14 protein-coding genes are annotated in these 14,551 nt (G+C 68.3%); 5 read left to right on the top strand and 9 right to left on the bottom strand.

Going from position 1 to position 14,551, the window contains the following annotated elements; all coding sequences use genetic code 11:
- Position 1 precedes the first annotated feature (1 nt).
- Positions 2–1,294 (top strand): DUF58 domain-containing protein, encoded by a 1,293-nt coding sequence (locus ACIBG5_RS14485; RefSeq protein ID WP_396392005.1) that lies wholly within the window; start codon positions 2–4, stop codon positions 1,292–1,294.
- 10 nt (positions 1,295–1,304) lie between these two features.
- Here the strand turns inward: ACIBG5_RS14485 and ACIBG5_RS14480 are convergent, their stop codons facing one another.
- The 7 genes from ACIBG5_RS14480 to ACIBG5_RS14450 all read right to left on the bottom strand — a co-directional run bounded on the left by ACIBG5_RS14480 (position 1,305) and on the right by ACIBG5_RS14450 (position 8,344).
- Complete coding sequence (locus ACIBG5_RS14480) at positions 1,305–2,123, bottom strand: VOC family protein (RefSeq protein WP_396392004.1); 819 nt, start codon at positions 2,121–2,123, stop codon at positions 1,305–1,307.
- Positions 2,120–2,455, bottom strand: a complete 336-nt coding sequence (locus ACIBG5_RS14475; RefSeq protein ID WP_393386833.1) for an ArsR/SmtB family transcription factor — start codon at positions 2,453–2,455, stop codon at positions 2,120–2,122. The genes ACIBG5_RS14480 and ACIBG5_RS14475 overlap by 4 nt, the downstream gene beginning before the upstream one ends.
- A 287-nt stretch (positions 2,456–2,742) precedes the next feature.
- Positions 2,743–3,687: an ABC transporter ATP-binding protein gene (locus ACIBG5_RS14470; protein ID WP_396392003.1), complete on the bottom strand. Its 945-nt coding sequence runs from the start codon at positions 3,685–3,687 to the stop codon at positions 2,743–2,745.
- Positions 3,671–4,639, bottom strand: coding sequence for an ABC transporter ATP-binding protein (locus ACIBG5_RS14465; protein ID WP_396392002.1), 969 nt, complete (start codon positions 4,637–4,639; stop codon positions 3,671–3,673). Before ACIBG5_RS14465 ends, ACIBG5_RS14470 begins: the two co-directional genes overlap by 17 nt.
- On the bottom strand, positions 4,639–5,523 hold the full coding sequence (locus ACIBG5_RS14460; RefSeq protein WP_396392001.1) for an ABC transporter permease: 885 nt from the start codon (positions 5,521–5,523) through the stop codon (positions 4,639–4,641). Before ACIBG5_RS14460 ends, ACIBG5_RS14465 begins: the two co-directional genes overlap by 1 nt.
- On the bottom strand, positions 5,520–6,551 hold the full coding sequence (locus tag ACIBG5_RS14455; protein ID WP_396392000.1) for an ABC transporter permease: 1,032 nt from the start codon (positions 6,549–6,551) through the stop codon (positions 5,520–5,522). The genes ACIBG5_RS14460 and ACIBG5_RS14455 overlap by 4 nt, the downstream gene beginning before the upstream one ends.
- The gene (locus tag ACIBG5_RS14450) at positions 6,548–8,344 is read right to left on the bottom strand and encodes an ABC transporter substrate-binding protein (RefSeq protein WP_360438225.1); all 1,797 of its coding nucleotides are present in this window, start codon (positions 8,342–8,344) and stop codon (positions 6,548–6,550) included. Before ACIBG5_RS14450 ends, ACIBG5_RS14455 begins: the two co-directional genes overlap by 4 nt.
- A gap of 176 nt (positions 8,345–8,520) precedes the next feature.
- On the opposite strand from ACIBG5_RS14450, the gene ACIBG5_RS14445 reads away from it, so the two are divergent.
- From ACIBG5_RS14445 to ACIBG5_RS14435, 3 genes are read left to right on the top strand one after another with little or no spacing between them, the layout of a single operon-like run.
- The gene (locus ACIBG5_RS14445; protein ID WP_396391999.1) at positions 8,521–9,129 is read left to right on the top strand and encodes a TetR/AcrR family transcriptional regulator; all 609 of its coding nucleotides are present in this window, start codon (positions 8,521–8,523) and stop codon (positions 9,127–9,129) included.
- Between the two features lie 2 nt (positions 9,130–9,131).
- Positions 9,132–10,028 carry an ATP-binding cassette domain-containing protein gene (locus ACIBG5_RS14440; RefSeq protein ID WP_396391998.1) on the top strand — a complete coding sequence of 299 codons (897 nt, stop codon included), beginning with the start codon at positions 9,132–9,134 and terminating at the stop codon, positions 10,026–10,028.
- Entirely contained in the window at positions 10,025–11,614 is a 1,590-nt protein-coding gene (locus ACIBG5_RS14435; RefSeq protein WP_396391997.1) for an ABC transporter permease, read from the top strand. Before ACIBG5_RS14440 ends, ACIBG5_RS14435 begins: the two co-directional genes overlap by 4 nt.
- A 128-nt stretch (positions 11,615–11,742) precedes the next feature.
- Here the strand turns inward: ACIBG5_RS14435 and ACIBG5_RS14430 are convergent, their stop codons facing one another.
- The gene (locus ACIBG5_RS14430) at positions 11,743–12,510 is read right to left on the bottom strand and encodes a DUF1206 domain-containing protein (RefSeq protein WP_396391996.1); all 768 of its coding nucleotides are present in this window, start codon (positions 12,508–12,510) and stop codon (positions 11,743–11,745) included.
- Positions 12,511–12,537: 27 nt separating this feature from the next.
- Positions 12,538–13,533, bottom strand: a complete 996-nt coding sequence (locus tag ACIBG5_RS14425; RefSeq protein WP_396391995.1) for a stage II sporulation protein M — start codon at positions 13,531–13,533, stop codon at positions 12,538–12,540.
- Between the two features lie 80 nt (positions 13,534–13,613).
- Here ACIBG5_RS14425 and ACIBG5_RS14420 point away from each other — a divergent pair, with 80 nt between their 5' ends.
- Positions 13,614–14,549 carry an RDD family protein gene (locus tag ACIBG5_RS14420; protein ID WP_396391994.1) on the top strand — a complete coding sequence of 312 codons (936 nt, stop codon included), beginning with the start codon at positions 13,614–13,616 and terminating at the stop codon, positions 14,547–14,549.
- Positions 14,550–14,551: the final 2 nt, after the last annotated feature.

The raw sequence follows: 14,551 nt of genomic DNA, 5'->3' as shown, positions 1-14,551 counted from the left end.
CATGGTGCTCACCTACAGGGCGGCGCTGCTGGCCGCAGCCGGAGTCCTCTTCGTCGCTCTGGCGATGCCGAGCTGGGGTGGCGTCGGCCTGGTGATCCTGGTCGTTGTCCTGGTGTGCGTGGTGGACATGCTGCTGGCCGGTTCGCCTCGGCGACTCCAGCTGACTCGCGAGGGCGACACCGCCGTACGACTGGGTGAGCACGCTGCCGTGAACCTGCTGGTGGCCAACCCCGGCCGCCGAGTGCGTGGTCTGCTGCGTGATGCGTGGCCGCCGTCTGCCGGCGTACTAGACCCGCCACACAAGTTGAACCTGCCGCACGGCGAGCGCCGCCGGGTGACGACCAATCTGCTGCCGACGCGGCGCGGGGACCGGCAGGCGGATCGGGTGACGATCAGATCGATCGGTCCGCTGGGTTTCGCGGGCCGGCAGGGGTCGCACCGGGTGCCGTGGACGGTGCGGGCGTTGCCGCCGTTCAAGAGTCGCAAGCACCTGCCGTCGCGGCTGGCCCGGTTGCGGGAGCTGGACGGGCGGACCGCGTTGATGGTGCGGGGTCAGGGCACCGAGTTCGACTCGCTGCGGGACTACGTGCCGGGTGACGACGTACGCAGCATCGACTGGCGTGCCACGGCCCGTCGCGGCAACGTCGTACTGCGGACCTGGCGGCCGGAGCGCGATCGCCAGGTCGCCATCGTGATCGACTCCGGCCGGATGTCGGCCGGACGGGTCGGCGACGCACCCAGGCTCGACCACGCGATGGACGCCGCGCTCCTGCTGGCCGCGCTCGCGACCCGCGCCGGAGACCGGGTTTCCTTACTGGCTTGCGATTCCGCGGTCCGGGCCGACGTACGACGTCCCGCGCCGGAGGACGTGCTGCCGTCGTTCGTGAACGCGTTGGCGAACGTCGAGGCCGAGCTCGTCCAGACCGACTTCCGCGTCGTCGTCTCGCAGGTGCTCGAACGGCTCGGCCAGCGTTCCCTCGTCGTACTGCTGACCGGTCTGGACCCGGCGGTGATCGAGGAGTCCCTCCTCCCGGTGATCGGCCCACTGCTGCGCCGCCACGTCATCGTCCTGGCGTCGGTCGCCGACCCGCGTCTCACCGAGCTCGAGTCCACCCGCTCCGACCTGCTCGAGGTCTACGGCGCCGCCTCCGCCGCCCGCACCCGCCTCGACCGCGAACGCGTCACCGCCGTCCTCACCCGAGCCGGCGTCACCGTCCTCGACGAAAACCCCGAAACCATAGCCCCCGCCCTGGCCGACACCTACCTCTCCTTGAAAAAGGCCGGCCGCTTGTAATACCGCGCACTCACAGCTGGGTTGGGCGGGCTTGGACGAAGGTCCAGTGGTGGCCTTCGAGGTCTTCGGCGTCGTACGAGCGGTAGCCGTACTGGTGGATGTCCGACAGGATCTTGGCGCCGTTGGACTGAGCGTGGGCGAAGTGCGCGTCGAGGTCGTCGACGTACACCCAGACGTCGTGGTCGGCTGCCGGTGCGGCCTGGTCGGTGCGCTTGAAGAGGAGGACCGCGGCGGAGCCGACGTGCAGTTCGATCCAGGACGGGTGCTCGCCCTCGGCGGGGATCGTGTCCCAGGAGTCGAGGCCGAACACCGTGTGCAGCCAACGGGCCGCGGCGGCCGGATCCTCGTAGTACAAGCCGATTGCGAGCCGGTCGAGCTCACGCGGGGTGTGCTGCGCGGTGTCGCGACGGGCGACCCAGGCGGGAATCCAGCGGATCACGTTCGGCCAGAAGTAGAAGGCCTTGTCGCCACCCTCGACCAGCGACTGTACGACGGTCACGCGAGTACCACCGTCGATCGCGGCGAAGCTGACCCGCGTCTCGGTGTCGTCCACCGAACTGCGGTACGCGAGCAACTCACCCGGCTCCCAGACCGTGATGGTGCCGAGCTCGAGCGCGTCCTCCGGCTCGGTCCGGTAGACCTCCAGGATGCGCCCGCCGACGCCCGGCTCCAACCGCATCGCGATCACCCGGCCGGAATCCCAGAAGTTGATCGGACTCCGCAACCACCACAGATCGATCTCCTCGGTGAACACCCGAAACGCGGTCGCCGGATCAGTCGCAACCTCAACCGAAGCCGTAGCCGACGGCTTCACAGATTCCTGCGTCACGATGACTCCTTCTGCTCGACGTGGCGTTTGAACGAGGTGAGTTGGTCTCGCCAGTGGGCTTGGACCTGGTCGAGCCAGGCCTGGACGGCGACGACGGGCTCCGGGTTGAGGCGGAAGATCCGGACGCGGGCGTCGTCGGGACCGCGTTCGTCGGCGACCAGACCGGCCGCCAGGAGGATGCGCAGGTGGCGGCTCATCGCCGGTGACGACGAGCCGGTCGCTGTGGCGAGTTGCCCGGCTCGCTGTGGTCCGTCCCCCAGCAGCCGAACCACCTGCCGCCTCGTCGGATCGGCCAGCACCTCGAAGAACCGATCGACCTGATCTTCCACCATACGGCAATAGTTCTACGGCTCGTTAACTATTGTCAACGGCTGGAAGGACTATTGGCTGAGGGGTGGGGTGTGCATATGGACAGGTAGTGCCGGCGCAGGGGTAGTGCACCTGAGCGCACCCCACACCCCGTGTACGGCGTATCGGAGGCGCACTACCTGTCGAGTTGCACGCTTCACCCGAGACCGAGCCGGCTGTCGTGGCACCGGTGGGAGCGGCGGGGCGGGGTGGTGAGGGTACGGCGGTGCGGGTGGGGTGGGTTGGTGAGGTACGGCGGTGGGCGCGTGGGCTAGGTGGACACGCGTACGGGGGCCAGGTGGCAGGCGACTTGGGGGGTGTTGGTGGCGGGGAGGATGGGGAGGGGGGTGGTTTGGCAGGCGGGGGTGGCTTGGGTGACTGCTAGTTGGCAGCGGGGGTGGAAGCGGCAGCCGGTGGGAATTCGGGTGGGGTCGGGGGGTTCGCCGGTGAGGACGATGCGTTCCGGGGACTCGGGCAGAACCGACAAGAGGGCCTGCGTGTAGGGGTGCTGGGGGTTGGTCAGGACGTCCTCGGCGGGGCCGGACTCGACGATGCGGCCGAGGTACATGACGGCGACCCGGTCCGCGATGTTCCAGGCGAGTCCCAGGTCGTGCGTGACGACGAGCGCGGCCAGACCCAGGTCGTCCCGGAGCCGGAGCAGCAGCGACAGGATCTCGCCGCGCACCGAGGCGTCCAGCGACGCGACCGGTTCGTCGGCGATCAGCACCTTGGGACTCAGCGCCAGCGCACCAGCGATCACCACGCGCTGCCGCTGACCTCCCGACAGTTCGTGCGGATAGCGCAGGAAGAACCGTTCCGGCGGCCGCAGACCCGCCCGCGACAACGCCTCCGCGACGACCGTCTCCTCGTCCGGCAGCCCGTGGATCCGCGGCCCCTCGGCGACCGCCTCGTACACGGTCTGCCGCGGGTTCAACGATCCCATCGGATCCTGCAACACCAACTGCACCTGCCGCCGGAACGCGCGCAGCCGACGCCCCGTGTAGCTCAACGGCGTCCCGTCGTACGAGATCTGGCCGGACGTCGGGCGTTCAAGGCCGAGCAAGGTACGGGCGAGTGTCGTTTTGCCGCACCCGGATTCGCCCACCAGCGCGACGATCTCGCCCGGCGCGACGGACAGGTTGACCCCATCCACGGCCCGGGCCCGCCGACCACCACGACCAGCGAACTCGACCTTCACATCAGTTGCCTCTAGCAAGATCCCTCCCCACGAGCAGACAGGCGGCCGTCCGGCCCGGACCGGCCGGGCGCAGGTCGACGGCAGCCGTCGAGCAGTCGTCCAGAGCAACCGGGCAGCGCGGATGGAACGCACAGCCGCCAGGCAAGTGCTGCGGATCCGGCGGATCGCCGGCCAGCCCGCGCGGCGCGAGCCGCGACGCCGGATCACCAACCGTCGGGAACGCAGCCGCCAGCGCCTGGCTGTACGGGTGCCGGAAGTCCCCTGACGACGGACCCGCCTCGACCAGCCGACCGGCGTACATGATCGCCAGCCGGTCGCACACCTCAGCCAGCACGGACAGGTCATGCGAGATCATCAGCAGCGAGATGTCATGCTCAGCGATCAACTTCCGAATCAAGGTCAGCACCTGCGCCTGCACCATCAGGTCCAGGGCGGTCGTCGGCTCATCGGCGATGATCAGCCGCGGCGAACAGGCCAGCGCCATCGCGATCATTACTCGTTGCCGTTGGCCACCACTCAGCTCGTGCGGATAGCTCTTCGTCCGCCAGGCCGGCAGCCCGACCTGTTCGAGCAGCTCCCGCACCCTCGACGCGGCCTCAGACGGAGTCGCCAGCCTGTGCACAAGCAAGGGCTCGGCGATCTGGTCACCGATCCGCTGCACCGGGTTCAGCCCGTGCTGCGCACCCTGGAACACGATCGACGCCTCCGACCAGCGAACCGCGCGCAGTCGGCCCCACTTCATCGCCAGGACGTCCTCGCCGTCCAGCAGGATCCGCCCGTCGACCCGCGCCGACCGCGGCAGCAACCTCAGCAACGCCATCGCCACCGACGACTTGCCGGATCCCGACTCACCTGCCAGCCCGACAGCCTCCCCCGCCTCCAGCGACAACGACACTCCGCGTACGGCGGGAACGTCGCCGGCGGCAATGCGATACGTGACGGACACGTCGTCCAACTCGAGCAGGCTCATCACGCCACCCTCGTCCGCAGCCGGGGATTGAGTACGGACTCCAAAGCCCTTCCACACAAGGTGAATGCCATCACCACGAGCACGATGCACAGACCGGGCAACAGGATGTACCACCACGCTCCCGCGGTGGCCGCACCCCAGTCGTAGGAACCGCGCAACATCGTCCCCCACGAGGTCTTGTTCGCACTGACACCGAGAAACGCCAGCGTGGACTCGGTCACGATCGCGCTCGCCACCTCCAGCGTTGTACTTGCCAGCAGCAACGGTGCGACGTTCGGCAGCACGTGCCGGGTGGTGATGTGCCAGTGACCGGCGCCGAGAGCGAGCGACCGTTCGATGTACGGCCGCGCCTCCACCGCCAGCGTCTGCGCCCGGATCAGCCGCGCCGTCGACGGCCACGACGTCACGCCGATCGCGACGATGATGGTCGCCGTACTGCCGCCGAGGATCGCGGCCAGGACCAGCGCGGTGACCAGCGACGGCAGCACCAGGAACCAGTCGGTGATGCGCAGGATGATCGCGCCGACCCACCCCCGGAAGTGCCCGGCCGCGATACCGAACACGGTCCCGATCACCATGCTGAGCAGCGCGGCCAGGAACCCGATCAGCAGCGAGGTCCGCGATCCCCACCAGATCATCAGCAGCACGGACCGCCCGGACTCGTCGGTCCCGAGCGGGTCGTCGATACTCGGCGGCGCCATCTTCTCCCGGGTCCCACTGACCACGTTCGTCACGCCGGCGTCGATGAACAGCGGCGCGATCAGCGCCAGCACCACGGCGACCAGAAGGATGGCAAGCCCCACCATCCCGGCCCTGTGCATGCGGAACTCCGACAAGAACCGCCGCAACGCCCGCTGCCGCCGGACCCACGTCACGCTGCTCATGCCGACCTCACCCTCGGGTCAAGGACGTGGTAGACGACGTCCGCCAGCGTGTTCATCACGATCACCGACACCGTGATCAACAGGAACGTGCCCTGCATCAGCGTGAAGTCCGGCACCCGGATCGCGTCGTAGAACAGCTGCCCGAGCCCCGGCCAACTGAAGATCGCCTCGACCGTCACCGCGCCGCCGACCACGAATCCGATCCGCATGAACACCAGCGTCACGGTCGGCAGCAACGCGTTCGGTACGGCGTGCCTCCGCCGGATGTCGTCGTCACGCAAACCCTTCGCGCGCGCCGTAGTGATGTAGTCCTGCCCGACCTCGTCCAGCACAGACGACCGCATCACCAGCAGGTACTGCGCATACACGACCGCGACCATGGTCAGGCAGGGCAACACCATGTGCTGCGCGACGTCGAGCACGTACCCGAACCCGTCCGGCGCGTCCACGCTGGAGATACCGCGGGTCGGGAAGACGCCCGGGATCGGCCCGATGCCGGCCGCGAACACCATCAGCAGCAGGAGCCCGAGCCAGAACGTCGGCACCGACCACAGCACCAGCGAGATCGCGGTGGAGAACTTGTCGAACCGGCTGCCCGGCTTCCACCCGGCCCGGGCCCCCTGCCAGATCCCGAGGCTGACCGCCATCACCAGCGCCGTACCCGTGAGCAGCAGCGTCGAGCCGATTCGCTCCCCGATCAGGTCGATCACCGGCCGCTTGTATTCGTAGGAGGTCCCGAGGTCGAACTGCAGCGTCTGCTTGACGAAATGCACGAACTGCTCGGGGATCGACTTGTCCAGACCGAGCCGGGCCCGTTCCAGATCGAGTTGCTCCGGTGTCATGTTGCGGCCCTGGGCGAGGGCCCGCACCGGATCGCCGGGCAGCAAGCGGAACAGGAAGAACGTCGCGACGATCACCATCGCGATGCTGAGCAGGGCCCCGCCCGCCTTGGCCGCCGCGTACCGGAGCAGACCGTAGCGGGCCGGGCTCTCCTCCAGAGCCTCCACGGCCGGCTGGGTGACCGTCATTCGCGCTCGTCGGCGACGTCCTGGCGGCGGCGCATCATCACGAAGGCGCCCAGGGCAACCACCACGGCACCACCCGCGACGCCACCGATGATGCCGGCGAGCTCCCCGCCGCCGATGCCGTCTTCACCACCGTCCGCCGTGACCGTGTCGACCGTGTAGAACGGCCAGTACCCGCTGCCGCCGTACAGCAGGCCGTTGTCCTCCGGGATCGGCGTGATGCTGGCGATCCGGTCCTTGCGGTAGCCCTCGAGGTCGTTCGGGTAGTAGAGCGCGATCACCGGAGCATCGGTGTAGAGCCGCTCCTCCATCTTCTTGATGATCGCGGCGCGCTTCGGCCGGTCGAGCTCCTTTTGCTGCTGCAGGTACAGATCCTCGTACTGCGGGTCGCAGTAGAAGGACTCGGTCCCGCCGCCCTCGCCGGACGCGGTCGGACGCCGGCTGCACAGGTGCGTGCCGAGGACCTCCTCGGGGTCCGGGTTGACCGACCAGCCGCTGATCGCGATGTCGAACAGCGCGGTGACGCCGGTCTCCTCGGTGAACTTGGTGGAGTCGAGCCGCTTGGTGCTCAGGCCGATGCCGATCTCCTTGAACCAGCCGGTCAGGTACTCGGCCAGCTTGTCCTCGATCGGGGTGTCGGTGTGGATGCTGAACCGGAACTGCAGCTTGCGCGACCCGTCCGGCATCGTCCGGATGCCGTCCGGCCCCTTCTTGTACCCCGCGTCGTCGAGGATCTTGTTGGCCTTGGCAACGTCGTACGTCACCTTCTCGCCGCCACTGGCCTCCCAGAAGAAGTCCTTGTACAGGGGCGGGACGATCGAGCCGTCGGCCGGCTTGGCCAGCCCGTTCTGCACCTCGTCGACCAGCTTCTGCTTGTCGATCGCGTAGTGCAACGCGGTCCGCACCCGCACGTCCTTCAGTGCCGGGTGCCCGTCACCGATCGGCTTGTTGTCGGTGGTGGTCGCGCCGTGGTTGATCTGCAGGTACGACGCCCGCCGGCCCTGGGTGTTCCACTGGACGATGTTGCCGTCGCCCTTGAGCGCCTCGAAGTCCGGCGGGTTCAGCCGGCCGATCAGGTCGATGTCGCCCTTCTTCAGACCGACGATCGAGGCGGCCGGGTTGTCGTAGAAGATCACCTGCAGTTCGTCGATCTTCGGCCGGCCGCGCCAGTAGTCCGGATTCGCCTCGAGCCGGACGAACTGGTCCTTCTTGTACTCCACCGCCTTGTACGGGCCACTGCCGACGGTCGGGAACTCGTCGGCCTCGTACTTCGAGATGTCCTTGACCTTCTCCCAGATGTGCTTGGGCATGATCGGGACCGGGTTGTCCAGCATCGACGCCTGCGGGGTCTTGAGCTTGATCGTCAGCTCCTGGCCGTTCGCGGTCACGCTCGCGAAGTTGGCCACCGCCGGACCGTTGCCGAACTTGGCGGCGTCGTCGGTGATCATCTTGTTGAACGTCCAGGCCGCGTCGTCGGCGGTGATCGGCTGCCCGTCGGTCCACTTCGCCTGCCGGATCGTGAAGGTCCAGGTCAGCCCGTCCGGCGACGTCTTCCAGGACTCGGCCAGATCCGGGCTGGGCTGCAGCGTCTTCGAGTCGGGCACGGTCAGGAAGCCGTACATCAACCGCTGGATGGCCCCGGTCACCAGCCGCACGGCCAGGAACGGATTCATCGAGTCGACCGACTGGGTGACCCCGACCTTCACGACCTTCTTCGCCGGCTCGGCGGCCTGCGCCGTACCGGGAGACACCACCAGCAGACCCAGCGCCGCGATTGCCGCGAACAGCTTCCTCATCCGCCCCACCTTCCACCCTGCGTGTTGGTTTGGTGACGAAACCACACCAGCAAGCGCTCTCCTGTCAACGAGATGCGGAATTTTGTCACATATCTGTTTCCAGAAGTCGTAATCATTTTCCACTTGACTACACGCCCGTGTAAGAGTTTGCTCTTGTGTGTAGCGAGAGGAGCACCATGGACCGTCGGATCGACGACCTGACCGCGCGAGCCCGGATCCGGGACGCGGCCATCCGCCTGTTCGGTGAGCGCGGCATCGAGGGCGCGAGCATCCGCGACATCGCGGCCGAGGCCGGCGTCTCGTCGGGGCTGGTGCGGCATCACTTCGGGTCGAAGGAGGCGCTGCGCGACGCCTGCGACCAGTACGCGAAGGAACGGATGCTGGAGGTCGGCGAGGAGCTCACCGATGCGGGTGGAGTCGCCGGCCTCGACCCGGCAATGCTGCATCCCCGGGTGTTCCCGCTGCAGCTGTACCTGGTCCGCTCGATGATGGACGGCTCGGAGACCGCGGCCGCGCTGTTCCTCGGCGCCGTCGACAGCATCGAGGAGTGGTCCACCGCCTACGGAATCCACCCCACCGACCGCCGGGCCTACGCGGCGGCGATGGCCGCGATCAAGCTCAGCGTCTTCGTCTTCCGCGACCAGGTCTCGAAGGCGCTGGGCGAGGACATCACCACGCCGGCCGGGTACGCCCGGATCGGCCAGGGGCTGATGGAGGTCTTCACCATCCCCCTGATCACCGAAGAACAAGCCGAACAACTACGGAAGAAATCTGAGGAGAACTGATCATGCCGGCTGCGATCAGCACGGAAGGTCTGGTCAAGACATTCGGGCGAACCCGCGCCCTGGACGGCCTCGACCTCACGGTGCGAACCGGTGAGGTGCACGGCTTCCTCGGCCCCAACGGCGCGGGAAAGACCACCACGATCCGGATCCTGCTCGGGATGACCCGGGCAAGCTCCGGCACCGCACGGCTGCTGGACAGCGATCCGTGGTCGGACGCCACCGAGCTGCACAAGCGGCTCGCCTATGTGCCGGGCGATGTGACGCTGTGGCCGAACCTGTCCGGCGGCGAAGCGATCGACCTGCTCGGCCGGATGCGCGGCGGGCTGGACAAGAAGCGCAAGGCGGATCTGCTCGAGCGGTTCGACCTCGACCCGCGCAAGAAGGCGCGCACCTATTCGAAGGGCAATCGGCAGAAGGTCGCACTGGTCGCGGCGCTGGCCTCCGACGTCGAACTGCTGCTGCTCGACGAGCCCACCTCGGGCCTGGACCCGTTGATGGAGGAGGTGTTCCGCGAGGTCGTCCAGGAGGTCAGCGACCGAGATGGCCGGACGGTCCTGCTTTCCAGCCACATCCTGTCCGAGGTCGAGGCACTCTGCGACCGGGTCACGATCATCCGGGCCGGCCGCGCCGTCGAGAGCGGCACCCTGTCCGAGCTGCGGCACCTGACCCGGACATCGATCCGGGCCGAGCTGGTCGGCGCGATGAACGGACTCGCCGAGCTCGACGGCATCCACGACCTGCGCGTCGAGGACGGCCTGGTCCGGTTCGACGTCGACACCGACGAGATCAACCCGGTACTGCGCCGGCTCACGGAGATCGGCGTACGGAGTCTGGTCAGTCAGCCGCCGTCGCTGGAGGAGCTGTTCCTGCGGCTGTACGAACCGGAGGCGGCGAAATGAAGACCCTCGCCGGCACCGGCGGTCTGATCCGGCTGATCCTGCGCCGGGACCGGATCATCCTGCCGATCTGGATCGTGGTGCTGTGTGCGATCCCGCTGAGCTACGTCAAGCAGTACGGCGAACTGTTCCCGACCGCGCAGTCGCGCCTCGACTACGCGAACAACGCCGGCTTCATCACCTTGTACGGCGAACTGTCCGGGACGAGTCTCGGTGAGTTCGTCACCTGGCGACTCGGCTTCGTGCCGGTGATGGTCGGGCTGATCAGCCTGCTCACGGTGATCCGGCACACCCGCGTCGAGGAGGAGACCGGCCGCAGCGAGCTGCTCGGCTCGAGTGTGGTCGGCCGGCACGCCGGACTAGCGGCCGCCCTGCTGTCGACGTTCGGTGCGACCCTGGTGCTCGGCGTACTGCTTGCCCTGGGCATGCACAGCCAGGACCTGCCGTGGTCCGGATCCGTTGCCATCGGCGCCGAATTCGCCACCACCGGATGGTTCTTCGCCGCGGTCGGTGCTGTCGCCGCGCAGCTGTCCGCGAACGCCGGAACGTCCAGGGGTATCGCGATCAGCGTGCTCGGGGCGGCGTACGTTCTGCGGGCCGCGGGCGACACGAGCGCGCACACGGACGGCCCCTTGGCGTGGCTGTCCTGGTTGTCGCCGATCGCCTGGGCGCAACGCATCCACCCGTACGGCGAGAACCGCTGGTGGCTGGCCGTGGTGATGCTCGCGGCAACCGCCGTACTCGTTGCCGTCGCCATCAATCTCGCCGTACGGCGAGATGTCGGGGCCGGACTGTTGCCGGCCCGATTGGGACCCGCCGAAGGAAAACTGGGTTCGCCGTTGGGACTGGCGTGGCGGTTGCATCGCGGACTGCTGGCGGCGTGGACGATCGGATTCGCCTTGCTGGGCTTGCTGTTCGGCGGTGTGGCCGAAGGGGTCGGCGACCTCCTGCGTGACGAACCGAAGGCCAAGGAGATGTTCGAGCGGCTCGGTGGTTCGGCCGGGTTGATCGACTCGTTCTTCGCCGGGGTGATGACGATCCTCGGGCTGATCGCGTCCGCGTACGCCGTCCAGGCGACACTGCGGTTGCGGGCAGAGGAGACGAGTGGACGGGCCGAGCCGGTGCTCGCCACCGCGACCGGCCGGCTGCGGTGGGCCTCGAGTCACCTGCTGTTCGGGGTGCTCGGTCCGGCGCTGGCACTGTTCGCCTCCGGGCTCACCGCCGGGCTCGCGTATGGGCTGGCCGTTGACGAGGTCGGAAAGCAGATTCCCCGGCTGATCGGTGCGTCCCTGGGTCAATTGCCCGCCGTGTGGTTGCTGGCCGCGATCGCCCTCGCGATCTTCGGCCTCTTCCCGCGCATCTCCCCGGCGGCGTGGGCCGGTCCCGGCATCTGCATCCTGATCGGCTTCACCAACGCCGGCGTCCAACTCGCCGACTGGCTCAACGACATCTCCCCGTTCACCCACCTCCCCCGCCTCCCCGGCGGTTCACTGTCCGCAACCCCGCTGATCGTCCTGCTGGCGATCACGGTCGTCGTCGGATTCATCGGCCTGGTCGGCTGGAGGCGGCGCGACGTACCGATCGGCTAGCTGTCGGGAAGCCGGATACCGGTCCCGATGGACCGGTCACCCGGCCGCCGAGCAGGATCGGCTGCTGGTCGGGCGGACTACAGCTACGCCCTGATGGACCTCACCGTGTACGGGCGGCAGGAGGCTGATCACTTGCGGGCGTTGCGGGACCAGATGAACGCGTAGAGGGCGAAGGCGGCCAGGCCGAGGGCGAGAACGGTCAGCAGGACCGGACCGAAGGGCTGGTCCTTGACCGTGCGGAGCGCGGAGTCGAGGCCGCCGGCCTTCTGCGGGTCGTAGTCGATCGCGGCCCAGGCGAACAGGATGCCGACGATCACGAAGGCGATGCCCTTCGCGGCGTACCCGATCCGGCCGAGCAGGATGGTCGTGTCGGAGACTCCGCCGACCAGGTCCTCGGTGAACTTCTTCGTCACCGCCTTGTACAGCTGGTGTACGCCGACGGCCACGATGCCGATGCCGATCACGATGATCAGCACCCGGCCGGCGCCGTTCTCCATCAGCCGGGCGCTGAAGGTGCGCTGCTGACCGGAGCTGGAGCCGCCCGAGCCGATCGCAACCTTCACCGCGCTCACTCCGAGCACCAGGCAGACGATCGCGCGCCCGACCGCCGACACGGTCTGCGAGAGGTCCAGATCGCCGTACGCGACGTCGAGGGCACGCCAGATCACCAGTGCGAACAGGCCGATCGCGACGATCCACAGCAGTACGCCGCCGAGCGGTTTGCCGGCCAGTTCCTGCAGCGCGCCCTGCTGGGAGGCCTCCTCCGACGACTTGCCCCAGGCGAGTTGCAGTGCGATCCACGCGATCAGCAGGTACACGACGCCGTACGCGATCAACCCGACGGTGATCGCGACGCCGTACCAGTGGTTCGTCCGGACTTCTTGGGCAGTCTTCACCCAACCCCGGTGCCCACGGGCAAACGGTCAGGCGGAGACGGGCGCGGTGGCTTCGCGGTCGGCTTCGTCGATGTCGCCGTACTCGCCGGAGCGGGCGGCGCGGCGTCCGAGGGTCCAGACGTACACGAAGAAACCGAGCTCGGCCAGGATGCCGATCGTGATCCGGACCGGGCCTGGGAGGAACGGTGTGACGAACGCTTCGATCACACCGGTGACCAGGAGGATCGCGGCCAGGCCGATGGCCATCCCAACGGTCGCTCGGCCGGTCTGGGCGAGTGCCTGCATCCGGGTCCGCGCGCCGGGCACGATCCAGGACCAGCCGAGCCGGAGACCGGCCGCGGTGGCGACGAAGACCGTGGTCAGCTCGAGCAGGCCGTGCGGCGTGATCAGGCTGAAGAACAGGCCGCCCCGGTCGTGGCTGATCATCAGCCCGGCGCTGACGCCGAGGTTGAGCGCGTTGTCCCAGAGGATGAAGACGGATGGGATCAGGAAGATGCCGAGCGCGAGCACCGCGGCACTGATGGTCGCGTTGTTGATCCAGACCCGCAGCGCGAAGTCCCGGGCCGGGTTCTCCGAGTAGTACGACTCGAAGTCGTGGTCGACGAGTTGCTGGATCTGGTCCGGCGTACCGATGGAGTCGACCACCTCGGGGTGGGAGATGATCCGCCAGGCCGACCAGGCCACAACGACGTAGAAGATCAGGCCGATCGTGACCCACCAGCGTCTGGACGCGTACAGCGCGGCCGGGAAGCTGACCAGGAAGTACTTCGAGATGTCGCGCCAGACGGGTGCTTGCGCGCCGGTGACGGCACCACGGGCGTCCGCGATCAGGCCGGACAGCCGCCCGATGGAGACCGGGTCGGCGCCGGCGGCCCGGAGGGCGGCCAGGTGCGTGCCGACACGCTGGTACAGAGTGACCAGCTCCTCGGCCTCAGCACCGCTCAGACGCCGCTGACGACGGGTGAGATAGGCCAGCCGGTCCCACTGCGGCTGGTGCACCGAGACGAACGCCTCGACGTCCACAGCGCACCTCCTCCCCTGGCTGGCTCCTTGCGCTGGCAGACTAGCTCGACAGGGTGTCGGGACAGGGAGGGGGCGACGGAGTGTCTCAGCTGGTCACCGGGGAGGCGGTCGTCCTCCAGGTCCGGATCGCGCGGATGCCGACGCGGGCGCTGGCGTGTGCGATCGACGTGATCCTGCAGCTCATCGTGCTGAGCGTGCTGATCTCGCTGCTCACCGGCTTCCTGGTCGGTGGGGATGCGAGCGAGGCGCTCGCGGTGTCGCTGATCTTCATCGTCATCCTGCTGGTCGCGGTCGGCTACCGCGTGGTGATGGAGACGCTGACCCGCGGCCGCACCCTGGGCAAGATGGTGCTCGGGCTCAAGGTGGTCCGCGACGACGGCAGCTCGATCCGGTTCCGGCACGCGCTCGTGCGGACGCTGTTCTGGTTCTTCGTCGACTTCGCGCCGTGGTTCGCGGCCTGCCCGGGCATCGTGGCGAGCCTGATGAACAAGCAGGGCAAGCGGATCGGCGACATGGTCTCGGGCACAGTGGTGATCCGCGAACGGCACCAGCCGATGACGTCGCCGCCGCTGTTCGTGGCCGGCCATCTGGTGCAGTGGGCGCAGTCGCTGGAGCTGTCCCGGCTGTCCGACGAGCTCGCCAACACGGCCCGGGACTACCTCGGGCGCTTCACCGAACTCCAGCCGGACGCCCGGATCGCACTGGGTGATGCGCTGGCCTACCGCGTCAGCCAAGTCACCGCACCCGCTCCACCGGTGCCGCTCATCGCTCCGGCGTACCTGTCCGCCGTACTGGCCGAACGCCGCCGCCGGGAGCTGAACCGCCTGGCAACCGCCCGCCCCGCCCACACCGGTCCCTTCGCGCCTTACGCCCCACCCAGCCCGTACGGCGTCCTGCCCCCGCCGGCACCGGCTCCACCAGGCCCCTTCGCCGTACCCCGGCCGGTCCTGGACGTGCGTCCCGCCGCAGTCAACGCTCAGGGCTGGGCAGCGCCTGGCAGCAACGAGTCGTCCTAGCC

Source organism: Kribbella sp. NPDC050241 (assembly GCF_044459685.1).
GTDB lineage: Bacteria > Actinomycetota > Actinomycetes > Propionibacteriales > Kribbellaceae > Kribbella.
The sequence above is the reverse complement of the archived record's forward strand: the minus strand, read 5'-3'. Positions and strand labels throughout refer to the sequence as shown.

Bases quoted from the DNA above. Each gene is read 5' to 3' on its own strand.
- ACIBG5_RS14485 (WP_396392005.1), top strand. From the start codon at position 2: ATGGTGCTCACCTACAGGGCGGCGCTGCTGGCCGCAGCCGGAGTCCTC.
- ACIBG5_RS14475 (WP_393386833.1), bottom strand. From the start codon at position 2,455: ATGGTGGAAGATCAGGTCGATCGGTTCTTCGAGGTGCTGGCCGATCCG.
- ACIBG5_RS14465 (WP_396392002.1), bottom strand. From the start codon at position 4,639: ATGAGCCTGCTCGAGTTGGACGACGTGTCCGTCACGTATCGCATTGCC.
- ACIBG5_RS14460 (WP_396392001.1), bottom strand. From the start codon at position 5,523: ATGAGCAGCGTGACGTGGGTCCGGCGGCAGCGGGCGTTGCGGCGGTTC.
- ACIBG5_RS14455 (WP_396392000.1), bottom strand. From the start codon at position 6,551: ATGACGGTCACCCAGCCGGCCGTGGAGGCTCTGGAGGAGAGCCCGGCC.
- ACIBG5_RS14450 (WP_360438225.1), bottom strand. From the start codon at position 8,344: ATGAGGAAGCTGTTCGCGGCAATCGCGGCGCTGGGTCTGCTGGTGGTG.
- ACIBG5_RS14445 (WP_396391999.1), top strand. From the start codon at position 8,521: ATGGACCGTCGGATCGACGACCTGACCGCGCGAGCCCGGATCCGGGAC.
- ACIBG5_RS14440 (WP_396391998.1), top strand. From the start codon at position 9,132: ATGCCGGCTGCGATCAGCACGGAAGGTCTGGTCAAGACATTCGGGCGA.
- ACIBG5_RS14435 (WP_396391997.1), top strand. From the start codon at position 10,025: ATGAAGACCCTCGCCGGCACCGGCGGTCTGATCCGGCTGATCCTGCGC.